We start from the raw sequence: 18,411 nt of genomic DNA on the forward strand, positions 1-18,411 counted from the left end.
GGCAAGACAATGTGAATGATCGGTAAGTGTCAGAGTGAAACACAGCCACTTATTTATTAAAGTAAACCACTTCACAAAAGTCAAACACAAAAGTCATTTCCAGATCGCTATATTTATGTATTGTTTAAACCCAGCAAGCATGACAAAATTTACTTCTCTTTTTTTATCACTACTTGTATTTACTTTTTGTGTAAAAGCACAAAATTTCCCAGAGAATACAAAACTTAACAAACAGTTCTCATTTAATGAAAACAAAGGTCAAATAAGTGATCAGAACTTTAAACAGCGTCCTGATATTTTATTTTCTGGAACTTTTGGCACGCTTGATTTTTATTTAAAAGCGGATGGGATTTCGTATCAAATGAATCGCATTGATTCGTGGGTAAAAGAAAAAACACCTCTTTATAGACCTATGGACAAGGGAAAGGGCGATAGAACTATGCCTAGTCAAAGAAGTACTTACCGCATTGATATTAATTGGTTAAACTCAAATTCAAATCACGAAATCTTAAAAGGAGAACCCTTGGCTGGGTTTGAAAATTATTATGGAGAAACTTGTCCCAACGGAGCGGTGAATGTGAAAAATTATAAAAGCATTTTGTATAAGAATATCTATTCTGGTATCGATTTAAAATGGTACGAAAGCAATGGCATTTTGAAATACGATTATTATGTTGCTGCAAATACTAATTATAAGCAAATAGAATTTGAATATAATGGTGCGGAAAAAATTAGCACGAATAAAAACGGTGAATTGTTAATTCAGACGCCGTTGGGAATTATTATAGAGCAAAAGCCTTTGGTGCAGCAAGGGAATAAAGAGCTTGCGGCTAGTTGGGTGATAAAAGACAAGGTTGTTTCATTTGACATTAAAAATGTAGATTCTTCTCAGCCTTTGGTAATTGACCCTATGGTGCGTTTGTGGGGAACTTATTACGGAGGGACAAATGATGATTATCCGTATGGTATTAAAACCGACAATTTAGGAAATGTATATATCTGTGGAGAAACTAGGTCAACCACAAATATAGCTACGACAGGTGCGCATCAGACTATTTATGGAGGTACCGGGAATTATTTTGGGGATGCTTTTCTTGCGAAGTTTGATCAGAATGGTGTTCGCCAATGGGCAACTTATTATGGCGGGGCGCAAAGCGATTTCGCGAATGATTGCGACATAGATGCTAATGGAAATGTATATATGGTAGGTGGCACTTCAACTTCAAATACGGCAGTAATTGCAACCGCTGGCTCGCATCAGAGTTCGGCTCCTGGCAGCACTGTATCTGCCAATGTTAATGATACCTATATTGTGAAATTTGATTCTTCCGGCATAAGACAATGGGGAACTTACTACGGAGGCAGCGGTTACGAGTGGGCATATTTTGTGAATGCAAATGCGTCCGGCGACATAATAGTATCTGGAAATACTAATTCTACTGATGGTAATTCTATTGCAACTTTAGGTTGTCACCAAGCTGTTTATGGTGGAGGGACTTCTGATGGTTTTCTTGTAAATTTCAACACTATGGGGGTTCGGCAATGGGGAACTTACTACGGAGGCAATGCAAATAGTCCTGAAGATGCAGGTTGGTGTTCATTTGATTCCAATGGTGATATTTACCTGTCTGGTTTTACTTCTTCGACGGTTGGAATCAGCACGCCAGGATCACATCAACCTGCGTTGGGAGGTAGTCTGGACGCGTTTTTGGTTAAATTTAATTCTGCAGGCGTTAGACAATGGGGAACTTATTATGGAGGGTCTTCCAACGACTATTCCGGTGAAGGGGTTATTGATGCCTCAGGAAATATATATCTAACAGGAGATACCAGGTCTACAAACGCTATTGCAACACCCGGAAGCCATCAATTTACGTTTGGCGGTGGAATTTCTGAAGATGCTTTTCTGATTAAATTTAATTCTTCTGGAGTAGCGCAATGGGGTACCTATTATGGTGGAAACGGCGCCGACTGGGGTAGGAGTGCTTCAATTGATCCTTATGGCAATATCTATTTCAGTGGTTTTACAGGCACAAGTTCAGGAAATGCAATTGTTACAGCCTGCGCTTATCAATCGTTATATGGTGGAGGGAGTTCAGATAATTTTCTTGCCAAGTTTACACCTGTTGGAACAAGGATCTGGGGTACCTATTTTGGAGGTATATACACAGACGACAACTGGGGCTGTGCTGCTGATCTTCATGGGAATGTTTACCTCTTAGGTAGTACTTTTGCCAGTACGGGAACCCTTATGGCGACTCCAGGCGCAAATCAAACTATATATGGAGGTATGGTAGATTGTTTTCTTGAAAAATTCGACGGTTGTATTGCTGGAAGTGCAGTAAATACAACCCTTCCTTCAAATTTACTGGTTTGTTTTGGAAACAGTGTTACATTATCAGCCTCTTGTGGTAATTGGTATAGCAGTCCCACAAATACTACAATTTTAGCTACAGGAGAAACATTTACTACAGGTCTAATTACAACTGATACCACATTTTACGTTGAAGACTTCGGTTGCGGTTCTGTCTCTGGTACGCGAACCGCAATAAGTGTAACGGTAGCTCCAACCCTTTCAATTAATATTTTAAATAGTAATCCCACAGCCTGTGTTGGCGAAAGTGTAACTCTCACTGCTTCGGGAGCATCTACTTATAGTTGGACCAGCAGTTCAACAGTTGGATCTACTCTTCAAGTGCTTGTTTTTTTGAACACAACTTATACAGTGGATGGCACTGATGCTAATGGTTGTAAAGCCACCGCAAGCATTGCTATTGATCCAAATCTTTGCATTGGAATTAGTGAGCAAGAAAAAATAAATATTTCGTTACACGTATTTCCAAATCCTAATAATGGAACTTTTAAAATTCAATCGGGGTATGAATTAAATATACAACTCACGAATCAACTTGGACAAACCATTAGAACTTTAAACTTATCTTCTGAAAATAATTTTCAAAATAGTTTAAGTAATCTTCCAAACGGTATTTACTTTTTAAAAGATGGAAATAACAATACAATTTTAAATAAAAAAATTATTGTTATTGGGCCTCAGTAAATAAGTTGCATACTATAAAACCTTCTAAATTAGTACCAGTGGTTTTTTAATCGTTTTTAAATCACCTAATTTTACACCATTGGAAGAACTTATTTTAATACAGCATTTAAAAAAGACTTATCAAATAGGTGATGAGGTTATAGAAGCATTAAAAGATGTTTCATTAAGTATTGGTAAAAATGAGTACGTTGCGTTAATGGGGCCATCTGGTAGCGGAAAATCTACTTTAATGAATATGTTAGGATGTCTCGATAGCCCAACTTCAGGGAAATACATACTTAACGGTCTTTCTGTAGCGCAAATGACGGATAATGATTTGGCCGAAGTGCGAAACAAAGAAATAGGTTTTGTGTTTCAAACATTTAATTTATTGCCAAGAGCTACAACACTAGATAACGTTGCCTTGCCACTGGTTTACGCAGGTTTTAGTAAAACGGATAGAGACAAGCGCGCCACAGAAGTTCTTGAAAGTGTTGGTCTGGGAAACCGTGTTAATCACAAGCCAAATGAATTAAGTGGTGGTCAGCGGCAAAGAGTAGCCATTGCGCGTGCATTAGTAAATAACCCCGCTATAATTTTGGCAGACGAGCCAACTGGTAATCTGGACAGTAAAACTTCGGTGGAAATTATGGGACTTTTTGAAGAAATTCATAAAAAAGGAAATACAATTATTCTCGTTACGCATGAAGAAGACATTGCGTTGCATGCCCATCGTATTGTTCGTTTAAAAGATGGATTGGTAGAAAGTGATACACCAAATACCACTATCACTACCTATAAAAATCGCATGCAAGCCTTTGATGTTGAAGGAATCTAATTTTACCAAGTAGCTCTTAGAATAAACCATTTGTAAAGACAGTATTATTTGATTTTTTAATCCCATAATATCGCTTAATTTTAAGCCCTGAATGAGACTAACCGTATTACTTCTATTTATTTCATTGTTTGCTAAAGCGCAACTCGATTCTGCCCTAACGGTCCCTTTATTAGGAATTAATTTTGGTGGTCAAATGCCCTCAGGTGACCTGGTAGAACGCTTTGGTAATAACCTAAGGGTAGGTGGTTCTTTTTTAATTAAGACAAAGAAAAACTGGATCTACGGATTGGATGGCTTTTATATGTTTGGAAAAAACGTAAAGGAAGATGTTTTAGTGCAGTTAAAAAATGCTGAAGGAGAAGTTACTGATAACGAAGGTTACCCTGGCGATATCCGCGTAACCGAGCGAGGATTTGGGATTCATGCACAGTTTGGAAGAGTCTTCAATCTGTTTAAAAAACTTCCAAATTCAGGAATTATGGTTACAGTTGGTGTTGGTTTTTTGCAGCACAAAATTAACCTGTACGATTCTCAAAGAAGAATTGCCGCTATATTCGAAGATCGAGGGAGAGGTTACGATCATTTAAGTGGCGGACTTTCCTTTAGTCAGTTTATTGGTTATTTACATGTGAGCGAAAACCGCTTATTAAATTTTTATATTGGTTTTGAGGCCTACCAAACCCTTGCTAAAAGTTTCCGTAAACTTAATTATGACACTGGTTTATCTGATACGAAACAGCGTATAGATAACTTGTCTGGTTTTAGAGTTGGGTGGATATTGCCATTATATAAGAAGCAACCTAAAGATTTTTATTACGATTAATTAAACTGAATGTTTATTTACAACCTTATTGTTCGTTTATACGCTCTGGTTATCTTAATAGCTTCAGTTAAAAAAACAAAGGCAAAACAGTGGGTTGCTGGACGTAAAAATTGGAGAAGCGAACTTAAAAAAGAGGCCGACAAACTTCAAATGCAAAAGAGAATTTGGGTGCATTGCGCTTCTTATGGCGAGTTTGAACAAGGACGTCCATTAATAGAAGCAATTAAGAAAAAACATCCCGATTATGTTATTGTGTTGAGCTTTTTTTCTCCAAGTGGTTACGAAGCTTTTAAGAATTGGGATGGAGCTGATTTAATTTGTTATCTGCCGCTTGATACAAGAAGCAACGCAAAAGATTTTATTGAAATTATTAAGCCTAAAACAGTTGTTTTTATTAAGTATGAATTCTGGCTTAATTTTTTGTTTCGATTGCAAAAATTGAAGATTCCGACTTTTTTAGTTTCTGCAGTGTTTAAGGCGCATCATCCTTTTTTTAGATGGTATGGCAGTATTTTTAGAAGGTCCTTAAAAACGTTTACTGAATTATTTATTCAGGATGAAGCCTCAGCTAAATTGTTAGAAAGTATAGGAATTACAAATTTTGAGATTTGTGGCGATACCAGATTTGATAGGGTAGTGGAGATAAAAAATAATTTTGACTCCATTACGTTTTTCGAAGAATTTTGTAAAAACAAGAAGGTAATTGTTGCTGGCAGTACTTGGTCTAAAGATGAAGAACTTCTTATTAAGGTTTTTCAAAAATTAAATTATCCAGATCTTAAACTAATTTTTGCCCCGCATAACATTGATTCAAAATCTATTCAAAACTTGGAGCAATTACTTTCTAAAAATAAGATACCTTATCAGCTATACAGCCAACAAAAAGTGGATAATTCAAAAAACATTTTAATTGTAAATGCGATGGGTTTACTGAATAAACTCTACCATTATGCGAATGTGACTTACATTGGGGGTGGTTTTAATTCTGGCATCCACAATTGTTTAGAACCCGCTGTATATCTTAAGCCTGTGGTTTTTTATGGAGGCGATGATTTTCATAAATACAATGAAGCAATTGACCTTTTAGAAATGAAAGCTGCAAAAAATGTTTCTAACGAAAGTGAAGCCCAGCAAGCATTCTTGCATTTTTTGAATGATACAAATGAAATAAAAATAGTAGAAGAAAAACTAAAAAGTTATTTCGATAAAAATTCGGGAACTACAGAAAAAGTAATGGGTTATATAAAATGGAGTCACTAATTTTTTTGCATGTTATTTAGTTTATTCGCAATTGTTGTCCAACTTTCAAGGAAAACCTTCTCTCTACACCATTTAGTGCCATTAGTTCTTTCATGGTAAGGCCGTATTTGTGGGCCACAGCGAACCAACTGTCACCATGCTTTATTTCGTGCAGAATTTTATTTGAAGGAAAAGCGCACAAACTTTGCTGAGATTGTTTAATGATTATGCTGTGGTGAATCAACTTGTTTTCAGTAAATGAAATAAAAGTTCCTGGATTTAGCGGATGTCCTTGATAACGAAACTCAAGATGTAAATGGCTGCCACTGCTATGACCAGTGCTGCCGCCAAGCCCTATAACTTGACCACTTAACACAATGTCACCTGTTTTTACCTTGAGTCTTGATAAATGTGCATACACCGTTTCAAGTCCATTAGGGTGCATTATTATCACCACATTTCCAAAACCACCTTGCCTTTTTGCAACTCTAACTTTACCTGAAAAAGCTGCTTTAATCTTATCTCCCCTGTTTAAATCAATATCTATTCCTTTGTGCAAGCGACCATCTCGCCAACCAAAATGAGATGTAACCACACCTTCAATAGGAGGAGAATAATAACTCAAGTAACCGTTTTCTACAATTAAGTTTGTTATGGCAGGTAATTCTTTAAGATCTACAGCTGGAAAAAGTGACAATTCATCTTTCTGAGAATAAAAACTGAGTTCATTCAGGTTCAACTTTGTGATCCTGACAGAGTCTGAATTATTTGTTGTCAAAATGCTCGCGTAATAATTAAGCAACTCAAAATCTTTTGGTCCAAACTCTTTAAGATCAAAAACAGAATCAATTAAGTGTACTAGTTTTGATTTTGTAATTATCCTATATGGTTTAACCGAATCAGGAACTAATGTAGGATCGTTCCCTGCTCTCAATGAAGAGCAAAAAAATAAAACGACCAAACTACATAAACTAATTCTCATAATTTTAGGATATGCAAATTACTCAAATTGAGTAAATCGTCAAAAAATTTAACTTTTTAAACTTCAATTGATTGATAAAATGTAATCTTTTAAGCAATTTACTTACTGTTAATTGTTTTTTGGACACTGTCCCACAATAGATCAGCACTTTTATCCCAAGAAAATTTTTGTTTTTGAATTTTTCCTTTTTCAATTAAAGCTTTACGCAAATTCTCTTCACTGAAAATGCGCAGCATGGCATTTTTAATATTGTTTGTTTCTTTCGGATTAACCAACAAAGCTGCATCTCCTGCAATTTCCGGCAAACTGGTAACATTGCTAGTAATAATAGGCACTTCAGCTTCCATGGCTTCAACCAAAGGAATTCCAAACCCTTCATAGTAAGGAATAAAAGTTAAAGCGATTGCACTACCCAATACACAAGCAAGATCAGCATCATTCAGCCTTCCAGTAAAAATAATATCTTCTTTGCAGTGACTCTCATTAATTGCAGAATGTATGTCTGATAAACCCCAAAAAGAAGGTCCAGCAAGCACGAGTTTAAAATCAGATTGGCTTTCTTTTTTAAAAGCCGAAAACGCATTAATAAGTGTGGGGATATTTTTTCTTGGATGCAATGATCCAATATTTACAAAATAATTTTTACCATTTGTATAACGTTCTCTTGTTTTTTGTTGAGTGGCTTTATCTATGGGTTTAAAAAAAGAATTAATGCCATTGTATACAACATCAATTTTGGTTGGATTAATTTTGTATTGTTCAATAAGTTCGTTTTTACTAAATTCAGAAACAGTGGCTATTCTGGTTGCCTCCTTTGTAAATTTAGGAAAGTAGTAATTGTAGTATTTTGATGTTAACCATTTGTTATCTTTTGGATAATGAACAAAGTTGATATCGTGTATGACAGGTAATTGTTTGCACTTCGCTCCTAAAGCAAGAAACCCATCAGGAGAAAGAAAGAGATCTGGCTGCATTCTATTTAGAAGACCTTTAACAGAATATTGTAGCCAAGCATAGTACAAAAAAGGATGGCGTGCCTGCGGAGATAGCACTACAGGAGTAATATTATCTGAAAAAATGAATTCCTCATCAAAGTAACGATCGAACAAAAAAACAAAGTGAATCTGGGGGTTATTTAGAGTAATTCTTTTAAGAGTTTGGTAGCTAAACCAGCCAATACCTTCTAGTCTATCCTTTAACAATAATCGGGTATTAACAACAATTTGCACCGGGCAAATCTATGAATTTTTGGTTAGTAAAAGTGATAAAAAAAACTATCTTTGTCACCGCTTAATGCAAAAGAAGAAATTTATATTTGATCTCGCTATTTTACTGGTTCTAAATCTTTTAATTAAGCCCTTTTGGACAGTAATTATTGAGCCCAAAGTACAAGGACAAATTGGTAACATTAGTTTTGGAGAGTATTCGGTAATTTTTTATTATTCGATGCTTTTGAATATTTTTTTAGACTTTGGTCTTACCAATTTTAATAACCGAAACATTGCTCAAAATAGTCATTTATTGAGTAAGCATTTTAGTAAAATGCTCAGCTTTAAATTTGCCTTGGGTTTTTTCTATATGGCTGTTTCGTTTATTATTGGTTTCTTTTTACTGGGTTATGACATCAAATTATTACTCATACTTTGTTTTAACACCTTTGTTCTAAGCTTTATTGCATTTCTGCGATCAAATTTGCAAGCCTTGCATTTATTCCGTCTTGACAGCGTTCTGTCGGTTCTTGATAGAATAATTATGATTGCTATAGTTGTAGCAATGCTATTTAACTTATTTGGCATGGAAGTTACCGCAGTTAATTTTGTTTATGCTCAAACATTCGGATACATCTCTACAGCTATCATTTGTTTCATAGTTGTGCTCAATAAAACGCACACCTTTAAATTAAATTGGGACTCAGCTTTTAATAAGATGATTCTTAAGAAGAGCCTTCCTTATGCTGTATTGGTTTTGTTAATGACAATTTACAATCGTCTCGATATGGTTATGATCGAGCAAATTTTAGGAGGCGATTACGGTAAAAGAGAAAGTGGAATTTATGTAAAATCGTTTCGTCTGTTAGATGCGGCAAATCAGATAGCTACTTTATTTGCTATTCAACTTATACCACTTTTTAGTCGCATGCTAAAGCATAAAGAAAATATAGAGAACATTGTAAAGCTTTCGTTTACTTTGTTGCTAACACCAGCATTAATAGTTTCGGTAAGCACAATTTTTTATGCCCAACATTTTTTTGAGAAAATTTATACAGGAGATACGGAAGGTTGGTTGATTCTTTCGGTAATTATGAGTTGTTTCACGGGAGTATGTTTAACCTGCATTTTTGGAACTCTGCTTACCGCTAGTGGTAATCTGAAAAAGCAGAATTACGTTGCTCTAGGTGCAATAGCGATTAACGTTATATTAAATTTTATACTTATTCCTTCTTATCAAGCTATGGGCAGTGCTATATCTAGTCTGGTTACACAAATGGTGGCTGGAACTTTACAAGTTTATCTTTGTTACAAAATCTTCAATTTTCATGTTAACAAACGCCTATTGAGATCGGTTTTTTTATTTATTGCAGGTTTGTTTTTTATTAATTACTTCACTTGGGATCTTCTTGGAAAAAATGGTGATGCCTGGATGTTTAATTTTGTAATTATGCTTATATTTAGCGGCTTATTAGCGTTTGCTACAGGAATGGTAAATCCTAAATCTGTTCTCCGCTTTATAAAATATAAATAGTAAATAAAAATATATGATAGAAAATATTTCAGCTAAAGATTTAATCCTGAAAGTTATTAAATGGAGAAGAACATTTATGTGGATTACCATTATTTCGACCCTTATCGCAGGTGTTTTGGTCTTTCTAATGCCAAAACAGTATAAGTCAACCACTATCTTATTTCCGGTTAGACAGTTTTCTGTTTCAAAATTGGTAATTGAGGCCAACGCTGGTAACCAAGAAGATTACATGAATATTGGGGATGCTGACGATTGTGAAAGACTTATACAAACACTCAGTTCTGATGGCTTAAAGCTTAAGGTTGCCGATGCTTTTAATTTATGGAAGCGTTGGAAAATAACAGACACCATGTATGCTTATCATTATTTAAAATTAAAATGGGAAGAAATGGTTACCATTAAGCGCACAGAGTATAATAGTATAAGGGTTGAAGTATATGATTATACTGCCAATGGTGCTGCCGAATTAGCGAATGCTATTGCCGATTATAGTGATACAATAAGAGCTGAGATGAACCATAGAATTTCATCGCATATACTTAAGATAGTTAAGATAGAATTAGACAGCACCCTTGCCCGAATGAAAGTATTGGAAGATAGCTTACATACATTAAGGCAGCATGGAGTATTGCAATTTAAGGAGCAAGTAAAAGCATATTCTAAAAGTTATGCCCGCGCTATAGAAAAAAATGATGTAGGCGCCATGAAACGCTTAGAAAGTAAATTAGATACTTTAAAAAAATACGGAAGCGCTTATCAAAACATACATGATAATTTGGATAAATACAGCTCTAAATATCCGGATATTAAAATGAAATATGACGAAGCTATGGTTAATAACACTTCGAGTATACCAAATAAATTTGTTATTGAGAAGGCTATGCCAAACGAGTATAAAGCAAAGCCCCAAAGACTTACACTTTTAGCAATTACAATTCTTACAGCGAATTTAATGGGACTTTTCTATCTTTTATTTAGGGAGAAGTTTAGCGAGCCAAAGGGCTAAATATCTGAATCTTTTTAATAAATTAAAATAAAAGCAATTGGTCAAGTACCTTAAGTTATATTTATTTCCTGCTTTTATGATGGCTTACATGCTAGGCAATGCCTATATTATGTCATTTGATCGGGGATATTTTTTTCCTTATAATGTTTTGCCTCTTGCTCTTTTTATTATTTATACGGCCACCTTCCACCTTCAATATCTTGTTTTTTTTCTCGCTTTTTGTACCCCATTAGCGGTTACTCTCAAAGAAATGGGGCTCACCGAAGGCCCTGATTTGAGTTTGCCTACCGAACCAGTAATGTTTGGTGTTATGTTGGTTTACATCTTAAACTATTTACAAAAAGATTTTTCAGATAAAAGATTTTTTAATCATCCTGTTACTATTATTATTACTATTCAACTTGCCTGGATGTTTATTACAACCTGTACAAGCGTTGAGTTTATCATATCATTTAAATACTTGGTTTCTAGGCTGTGGTTCATTTTTAGTTGTTATCTTATTATACCGCATTTGTTTCAAAACAAAAAGAATATATTAAATTTTGTATTTGCTTATTCAATTGCCCTCACCATTGTGGTAATTTATGCAACCATTATCCATGCTCAGTTTAATTTTAATGACAAGGCGGCCGACTGGGCAGCTTCACCTTTCTACAACGATCATACAGCTTATGCGGCTGCATTGGCAATGTTTGTGCCTGTTTTGTTTTCTTTTTTATTTTTAAAATCAGTTTCAAAATATTTAAAAATAGTTTGCATTATTCTTTTTTTTATGTTTTTAGGGGCTATTGTTCTATCATTTACCCGTGCAGCCTGGTTAAGTCTTGTAGTTGCCCTATTTATTTTTATAACGTTAATACTCAAAATTAAATTTAAAACATTAGTGGCAACCTTTTTAATATTAGGAGGCCTCATATTCGCTTTTCAAACAGAAATTCTAATGGCGTTAGGTAGGAATAATACGGATGCTAAAGATGGTTTTGAAAATAATATTGAATCTGTTTCAAACATTTCTACCGACGCTTCAAATCTTGAGCGTTTAAATCGCTGGAGTTGTGCTTTTCGTATGTGGCGGGATAAACCTGTTTTTGGGTATGGCCCAGGAACCTATATGTTTAAATATGCGCCTTATCAAAAGAGTGGTGATCGTACGAGTATTAGTACAAATTTTGGAACCAATGGTAATGCGCATAGTGAATACTTTGGCCCCTTAGCTGAACAAGGAACCTTAGGTATGTTAATAATGCTCGCATTGCTACTTTATTCAACTTCTTTGGGTTACCGTTTGGTATATTCATTGAGTGAAAGAGAGGATAGAGTACTATGTATAGGTCTTTTTCTTGGACTAATGACTTATTTCATTCATGGATTTATAAATAATTTTCTTGATACAGATAAACTCTCTTTGCCTTTCTGGGCTTTCTTAGCAGCTCTGGTTTGTTTCGATATTTATTATCCTACAACAGATAAAAAAAGAATTACCTGAGTTTCCTTTCCGAAAATAGTTCATTAAATTTATTGTGATTGCGTTGAAATATTTTACAATCTATTTCAATTTAGTACTTCTATGGCCTTTAAAACTGCTGTGTCATTTTCGTAAAGAATAGGGTAATAAGCATCTTTATCGAATAGATTACGACCTATTAGGGCTTTTAGTATTTGTTTAAAACCAACTTCTTTGCCAGTAAAATTGAGTGAGGTTATTTTTTTAAGAATTAGATAACTTTTAAGTGCTGACACTTCTTTATCACTAATGTTATACTTCGAAATAAACTCGCTAGCTTTTTTATAACTGTTTAAAAGTTGTTGTCTGTTATGATCGGTGTACTCAAAAGCAAAGGTATTTAGCGTTCCGGTGTTATATAACCGGTTTAATGAATGACTGTATTTTAATGTATCAAGAGGAACAAAAATATCAGGAACAATGCCACCACCACCATACACCGTTTTTCCAGCTGGGGTATGATAAACCTGTGATTTATCTATTTTAATACTATCAGCATTATAAAGTTCTCCGTGTTCATATCGCTCGTACTCTTCATTATAATAGGCGTCTAAACTTTTATCATACGGTTTTTGTATACAACGACCAGTAGGCGTATAGTAACGTGCAATTGTAAGTCTTACAGCTGATCCATCTGGAAGATCTATTTGATCTTGCACCAAACCTTTACCGAAACTGCGACGTCCGATAATTGTAGCTCGATCGTTGTCTTGCAATGCGCCCGCAACAATTTCACTGGCACTTGCGCTACCTTCATCAATTAATACAACTAAGTCATTCTTCTCAAATCCGCCACGTGTAGAAGAGTTGTATATTTTTTTAGGATGCGCTTTTCCTTCTGTGTAAACAATTTGTAAGCCGTTCATTAAAAATTCATCTGCAAGTTCAACAGCTGTCTTCAGAAACCCCCCGCCATTTCCTCGCAAATCAAGCACTAATTTTTTCATTCCAGACTTTGACAAATCGTTAAATGCGTTTAGGTATTCCTCGTATGTTGTTCCAGCAAAACGACTTATTTTTATGAAGCCAATGTCAGAGTTAAGCATATAGGCAACATCAATACTATAGATTGGAATCTTACCACGTATAATTTTAAAATCAATAGCATTTTTAAGGCTTCCTCTCAAAATACTAACGGTTACTGAACTACCGTTTTTACCTCTCAACTTTTCAAAAACTTGTTTGTTTGTTACTTTAACACCAGCAATATTTTTACCATTTACTTTAATTATTTTATCGCCAGCTTTAATGCCTAATTTTTCAGATGGCCCGCCAATAATGGGATTTACCACACGTATGGTATCATTAATGATATTAAACTCAACCCCAATGCCATCAAAATTACCTTCTAATGGCTCATTTACGGCACTAAAGTCTGAAGCAGGTATAAAGTCGCTATGCGGATCAAGGCTTTTTAGCATCGATAGAATGGTCTTATTTTCGAGTTGCTCCCTATTAACTGTATCTACATATTGCATCTCAATGTAATCAAGTAGGTTATTAATTTTATTGCCACTTGATTTGGTATGAAAAGTAGAACTACTAGTTGATAAGCCTGAATGAAACGTAAGGTAATACCCTATTGCAACCCCCGCTGCTAGCACAAGCGCGAAGTATAGCGGCATAAATGAATTTGATTGTTTTACTCTATTTGATTCTGACGGGTTTTCTGATTTTTCTGGCACAATTTCCACTCTAAATTATTTAAGCTTTAAAGTTAATTAAATACTGTTTTGAATGGTACTTCTCTATCAGTTTTTATGTTTATTAACGTTAATAATTAAAAGGAAATAATAAATTAGCGTATTAATTTAAGATTCAAATTCTAAAGAGAATAAGAATGATAAAAAAAATCACCATAATACTTGTCGTCTGCCTATTTTTTTCGTGTAACAAAAATTCTAATCAGAAAAATATAACCAATAACCCTGTTCCAAGCGTTTTAGTAAATTATACAACATACCCTGGAGACCCTCTAAATTCTAGAATTCAATCTATTGGAGGTTGGATGTACGTTGACCATATTGGCATAAATGGAATAATTATTTATAGAAAATCGCAGGAAGAATTTGTTGCCATTGAAAGAACTTCTTCCTATTTGCCTGATAACTCTGCGGCCAAGGTTCAAGTGTTAATTGATAATTTTACATTAAGAGATACGGTTAGCAATTCGCAGTGGAGACTTTTTGATGGAACAGTTACTCAAGGTCCAGCAGAATGGCCATTGCGAATTTATGGCACTAGTTTCAATGGAAATGCACTCACTATAAAAAATTAGTTATTAAATCCTCTTTTATATGCATTGGATTGTAAACCCAGAATTTAAATTCTAATAAATATAATTAGTTATTCTTCCAATGAGTTGTGTTAATCATGTGTAGCACATCTTCCCTAATAAAATCTACTACTATCTTAAGTGAATCAATATTTGGAACGCTATTAAAATAAAGTGCACCACGTAAAAAATGTTTTGCGCTATCTGTTAGATAAAACTGTAAGGTTGACGCGGTATTGCCACCAATGTCAAAAAGTAAGCCATACACTTTTGTACTATCTTTAAGAATAACAACTTCATCCAATCCTGTAGCTTTTACCTGATGCTTATTAGCAAAATAATGAGAATTTTCTAAGTGCTGAGCTAAATCATTGTTCACGTCTTTATAACTTAAATGAATAGTAGCATTGAATTTCGGAAATTCTAAGTTGAGCCAGCAGGGATCGGCGCCACTATGCCGATCTTGTTCAATGTGAGCGTACGTGGGTATTTCAAATTCATATGGGCAAATACTATCATAAATTCTGTAATTTTTTTCGGGAAAGTCGATACGGCAGTAACCACGGGGTCTTGGCGAATATACTTGATCATCTTCTTCTTCACAAGAAATAAAGAAAATTGAAATGAAGAACACAGCAATCAGTAGTAGTTTGTATTTCATTGTATAAATATAAATAGCTGTGAGAGTTTTTCGTTTGTAACGATTTGTAATTTTACAATTATGCTGTTAATAAGGCAATCCTTTGTTGTCAGAGTTTATATCAAGTTTAGACTCAAAACTGGTTTTTGTATCGGCACTTGAATTTTCTTTTCTTTGAAGTACTAAAAAACTTTCCCCAATAATTTCGGTAATGTTCTTTTTGAGTCCCTGTTTGTCGATCCAGTGCCGTGTTTGAAGTTTCCCCTCAACATAAATTTGTGTACCTTTTTTTAATAGTTTTGCCGCATTTTCTGCTTGAAACCTCCAAAGTACAACGTTGTGCCACTCCGTGTGTTCAACTTGATTTCCAGCGTTATCTTTATAAAATTCGCTTGTAGCAAGACTGAAGCTTAGTTTTGCTATGTTTCCATCAAGGTATTTTAGTTCGGGGTCTTTCCCCAAATTTCCTATGAGTATTACTTTGTTTACGCCTGGCATTTTATGTTAAAAATAATGTTCATGTAGTAGAGTTCCCTTTCGATCTCACTAGATACAGGGACCAACCTCAAATTTACATTTAAAAAGAGACTTAATTTTAAGACAAAACTCTTTTTAACATTAAAACTAGTTATCAACAATTTCTCCCAAAACATTTGGAAAATGCAAAAAGGCTGTGTACTTTTGGCGTCCCGTTTTTTGAGTAATTGAGGATGCAACAATATATAGACTAGGAATTTATTCCTAGGGAATGCGTGGAATTGATTCCACGGGAATAGAGGAGAGAAAATATTTTTAAAAAAGATTAAAAAATATTTGGTGGTTGAGAAAAAGATATGTAATTTTGCACCCCCGAAACGAACAAGGAAAGAAAAAGAGGTAGAAAGGAAGTCGGGAACACGTTCAGAGTTTGACATTTTGAGATTAGCAGTAAGGGTTTAGGGATTAGGAAACTAATCACTAATAACTTATCACTAGTCACTAAATATAGACGTTCATTGAAAAGATTGATAAACAATAATGGTAAGTGATTCACTTTTTAAATAAAGTAGTATTACGAACAAACACAAAAGCTTTAATTTTTATATAGCGATATATAATAACTAGCCCTTGAGGGATGTTGCAAAAGACAACATTACGTCCTTAAGATATGAAATGAGCATTTAGCGAGTTGAAGTTCACAGCGATGTGGATGGATCTTAAAGGACAAACTTTTTTTACAATGGAGAGTTTGATCCTGGCTCAGGATGAACGCTAGCGGCAGGCCTAATACATGCAAGTCGAGGGGCAGCAGGGATAGCAATATTCGCTGGCGACCGGCGCACGGGTGCGTAACACGTATACAATCTGCCTTTAACAGGGGAATAGCCCGGAGAAATCCGGATTAATGCCCCATAATAGTCTGAATGGCATCATTTAGATTTGAAAGCTCCGGCGGTTAAAGATGAGTATGCGCCTGATTAGCTAGTTGGTGAGGTAACGGCTCACCAAGGCGACGATCAGTAGGGGATCTGAGAGGATTAACCCCCACACGGATACTGAGACACGGATCCGACTCCTACGGGAGGCAGCAGTAAGGAATATTGGACAATGCCCGCAAGGGTGATCCAGCCATGCCGCGTGCAGGAAGACGGCCCTATGGGTTGTAAACTGCTTTTACACCGGAGAAAACCCCCCTACGTGTAGGGGGCTGATAGTATGGTGAGAATAAGCATCGGCTAACTTCGTGCCAGCAGCCGCGGTAAGACGAAGGATGCAAGCGTTATCCGGATTCATTGGGTTTAAAGGGAGCGTAGGTGGCCTTATAAGTCAGTGGTGAAATCTCTGGGCTTAACCCAGAAATTGCCATTGATACTGTAGGGCTTGAGTATAGTTGCCGTTGGCGGAATATGACATGTAGTGGTGAAATACATAGAGATGTCATAGAACACCGATTGCGAAGGCAGCTGACGAAACTATAACTGACACTGAGGCTCGAAAGTGTGGGGATCAAACAGGATTAGATACCCTGGTAGTCCACACTGTAAACGATGATTACTCGCTGCTAGGGGGCAACCTTTAGTGGCTTAGCGAAAGCGATAAGTAATCCACCTGGGGAGTACGCCGGCAACGGTGAAACTCAAAGGAATTGACGGGGGCCCGCACAAGCGGAGGAGCATGTGGTTTAATTCGATGATACGCGAGGAACCTTACCAGGGCTTGAAAGTTAGGGAATGATTCTGAAAGGAGTCAGTCAGCAATGACCCGAAACTAGGTGCTGCATGGCTGTCGTCAGCTCGTGCCGTGAGGTGTTGGGTTAAGTCCCGCAACGAGCGCAACCCCTACCAATAGTTGCCAGCGAGTCATGTCGGGGACTCTATTGGAACTGCCCGCGCAAGCGGTGAGGAAGGTGGGGATGACGTCAAGTCATCACGGCCCTTACGTCCTGGGCTACACACGTGCTACAATGGCTATTACAGAGGGCAGCTACATGGCAACATGATGCAAATCTTCAAAAATAGTCTCAGTTCGGATTGGGGTCTGCAACTCGACCCCATGAAGCTGGATTCGCTAGTAATCGCGCATCAGCAATGGCGCGGTGAATACGTTCCCGGGCCTTGTACACACCGCCCGTCAAGCCATGAAAGTTGGGAGTATTTAAAGTCGGTAGCCGTAAGGCGCCGCCTAGAGTAAAACCGATAATTGGGGCTAAGTCGTAACAAGGTAGCCGTACCGGAAGGTGCGGCTGGAACACCTCCTTTCTGGAGCCATCCCTCAAACAAGGGTGTTATGCAAGTAATATATAATTACTTACTATTAAAGTTTATCAATCTTTTTTTAAAATCTTGAAAGAGAAACCCAAGACAAGAGCTGGGTGAAAGGCTAAAGCGAACTGCTTTACGCGGATTGACAATTTACAAATTGACAATTTACGATTGAAGAAATTGAAAAAAATCGTCAATTGTAAATTTAAAGATTGTAAATCTAAAACAGTCCCGTAGCTCAGTTGGTTAGAGCACTACACTGATAATGTAGGGGTCAGCGGTTCAAATCCGCTCGGGACTACAAAGCTTGAATTTTGGGAAGCTGAATAAACTCCCTAAGATAATGGGGGATTAGCTCAGCTGGCTAGAGCGCCTGCCTTGCACGCAGGAGGTCATCGGTTCGACTCCGATATTCTCCACAAAAATTACTTCTTTACAACGGTAAAGATTTTAGATTGAAATAAGAACACCAGGGTAACTAGCTCAATGGAAGAGCGTCCCGAGTTTCACTCGGGAAGGTCATCGGTTCGACTCCGATATTCTCCACCAATTCAGTTGTTGAATTACTGAATTTTAGAATTTTT

The 18,411-nt window shown here is 36.2% G+C and carries 13 protein-coding genes, 3 tRNA genes and 1 rRNA gene; 12 read left to right on the plus strand and 5 right to left on the minus strand.

The features are described 5' to 3' along the window. The first annotated feature begins 139 nt into the window (after positions 1 to 139). The 4 genes from P2086_RS11995 to P2086_RS12010 all read left to right on the plus strand — a co-directional run bounded on the left by P2086_RS11995 (position 140) and on the right by P2086_RS12010 (position 5,958). Positions 140 to 3,058, plus strand: a complete 2,919-nt coding sequence (locus tag P2086_RS11995; protein ID WP_317896984.1) for a DUF7948 domain-containing protein — start codon at positions 140 to 142, stop codon at positions 3,056 to 3,058. Positions 3,059 to 3,137: 79 nt separating this feature from the next. Continuing rightward, a complete protein-coding gene (locus P2086_RS12000) occupies positions 3,138 to 3,875 on the plus strand; it encodes an ABC transporter ATP-binding protein (RefSeq protein ID WP_317896985.1) in 738 nt (245 codons plus the stop codon). A gap of 91 nt (positions 3,876 to 3,966) precedes the next feature. Then, positions 3,967 to 4,698 (plus strand): hypothetical protein, encoded by a 732-nt coding sequence (locus P2086_RS12005; protein WP_317896986.1) that lies wholly within the window; start codon positions 3,967 to 3,969, stop codon positions 4,696 to 4,698. 9 nt (positions 4,699 to 4,707) lie between these two features. After that, the gene (locus P2086_RS12010; protein ID WP_317896987.1) at positions 4,708 to 5,958 is read left to right on the plus strand and encodes a 3-deoxy-D-manno-octulosonic acid transferase; all 1,251 of its coding nucleotides are present in this window, start codon (positions 4,708 to 4,710) and stop codon (positions 5,956 to 5,958) included. A gap of 16 nt (positions 5,959 to 5,974) precedes the next feature. Here P2086_RS12010 and P2086_RS12015 read toward each other — a convergent pair whose 3' ends face one another. Both P2086_RS12015 and P2086_RS12020 read right to left on the minus strand, forming a co-directional pair. Beyond that, positions 5,975 to 6,919, minus strand: coding sequence for a peptidoglycan DD-metalloendopeptidase family protein (locus P2086_RS12015; RefSeq protein WP_317896988.1), 945 nt, complete (start codon positions 6,917 to 6,919; stop codon positions 5,975 to 5,977). Positions 6,920 to 7,017: 98 nt separating this feature from the next. After that, a complete protein-coding gene (locus P2086_RS12020) occupies positions 7,018 to 8,121 on the minus strand; it encodes a glycosyltransferase family 4 protein (protein ID WP_317896989.1) in 1,104 nt (367 codons plus the stop codon). Positions 8,122 to 8,212: 91 nt separating this feature from the next. On the opposite strand from P2086_RS12020, the gene P2086_RS12025 reads away from it, so the two are divergent. The 3 genes from P2086_RS12025 to P2086_RS12035 are packed head-to-tail and all read left to right on the plus strand — an operon-like array spanning position 8,213 to position 12,153. Then, positions 8,213 to 9,661, plus strand: a complete 1,449-nt coding sequence (locus P2086_RS12025) for an oligosaccharide flippase family protein (RefSeq protein WP_317896990.1) — start codon at positions 8,213 to 8,215, stop codon at positions 9,659 to 9,661. A 13-nt stretch (positions 9,662 to 9,674) separates the two neighbouring features. After that, positions 9,675 to 10,667: a Wzz/FepE/Etk N-terminal domain-containing protein gene (locus P2086_RS12030; RefSeq protein WP_317896991.1), complete on the plus strand. Its 993-nt coding sequence runs from the start codon at positions 9,675 to 9,677 to the stop codon at positions 10,665 to 10,667. Between the two features lie 37 nt (positions 10,668 to 10,704). Then, positions 10,705 to 12,153, plus strand: a complete 1,449-nt coding sequence (locus tag P2086_RS12035; RefSeq protein WP_317896992.1) for an O-antigen ligase family protein — start codon at positions 10,705 to 10,707, stop codon at positions 12,151 to 12,153. A 65-nt stretch (positions 12,154 to 12,218) separates the two neighbouring features. Here the strand turns inward: P2086_RS12035 and P2086_RS12040 are convergent, their stop codons facing one another. Further along, positions 12,219 to 13,865 (minus strand): S41 family peptidase, encoded by a 1,647-nt coding sequence (locus P2086_RS12040; protein WP_317896993.1) that lies wholly within the window; start codon positions 13,863 to 13,865, stop codon positions 12,219 to 12,221. 146 nt (positions 13,866 to 14,011) lie between these two features. On the opposite strand from P2086_RS12040, the gene P2086_RS12045 reads away from it, so the two are divergent. Continuing rightward, the gene (locus tag P2086_RS12045) at positions 14,012 to 14,449 is read left to right on the plus strand and encodes a hypothetical protein (RefSeq protein WP_317896994.1); all 438 of its coding nucleotides are present in this window, start codon (positions 14,012 to 14,014) and stop codon (positions 14,447 to 14,449) included. 64 nt (positions 14,450 to 14,513) lie between these two features. On the opposite strand, the gene gldD is transcribed toward P2086_RS12045, so the two are convergent. Together gldD and P2086_RS12055 are read right to left on the minus strand one after the other, a co-directional pair. Next, positions 14,514 to 15,107 carry a gliding motility lipoprotein GldD gene (gene gldD / locus P2086_RS12050; protein ID WP_317896995.1) on the minus strand — a complete coding sequence of 198 codons (594 nt, stop codon included), beginning with the start codon at positions 15,105 to 15,107 and terminating at the stop codon, positions 14,514 to 14,516. A gap of 66 nt (positions 15,108 to 15,173) precedes the next feature. After that, on the minus strand, positions 15,174 to 15,584 hold the full coding sequence (locus tag P2086_RS12055; RefSeq protein WP_317896996.1) for a single-stranded DNA-binding protein: 411 nt from the start codon (positions 15,582 to 15,584) through the stop codon (positions 15,174 to 15,176). A gap of 718 nt (positions 15,585 to 16,302) precedes the next feature. Between P2086_RS12055 and P2086_RS12060 the strand changes: the two genes are divergently transcribed. The 4 genes from P2086_RS12060 (at position 16,303) to P2086_RS12075 (ending at position 18,376) form a co-directional block, all read left to right on the plus strand. Beyond that, positions 16,303 to 17,824, plus strand: a 16S ribosomal RNA gene (locus P2086_RS12060). A 230-nt stretch (positions 17,825 to 18,054) separates the two neighbouring features. Continuing rightward, a tRNA-Ile gene (locus tag P2086_RS12065) sits at positions 18,055 to 18,128 on the plus strand. 44 nt (positions 18,129 to 18,172) lie between these two features. Further along, positions 18,173 to 18,246 (plus strand) — tRNA-Ala (locus tag P2086_RS12070). A 53-nt stretch (positions 18,247 to 18,299) separates the two neighbouring features. Beyond that, a tRNA-Glu gene (locus tag P2086_RS12075) sits at positions 18,300 to 18,376 on the plus strand. Positions 18,377 to 18,411 lie beyond the last annotated feature (35 nt).

Source organism: Aurantibacillus circumpalustris, assembly GCF_029625215.1.
Classification (GTDB): Bacteria; Bacteroidota; Bacteroidia; order B-17B0; family Aurantibacillaceae; genus Aurantibacillus; species Aurantibacillus circumpalustris.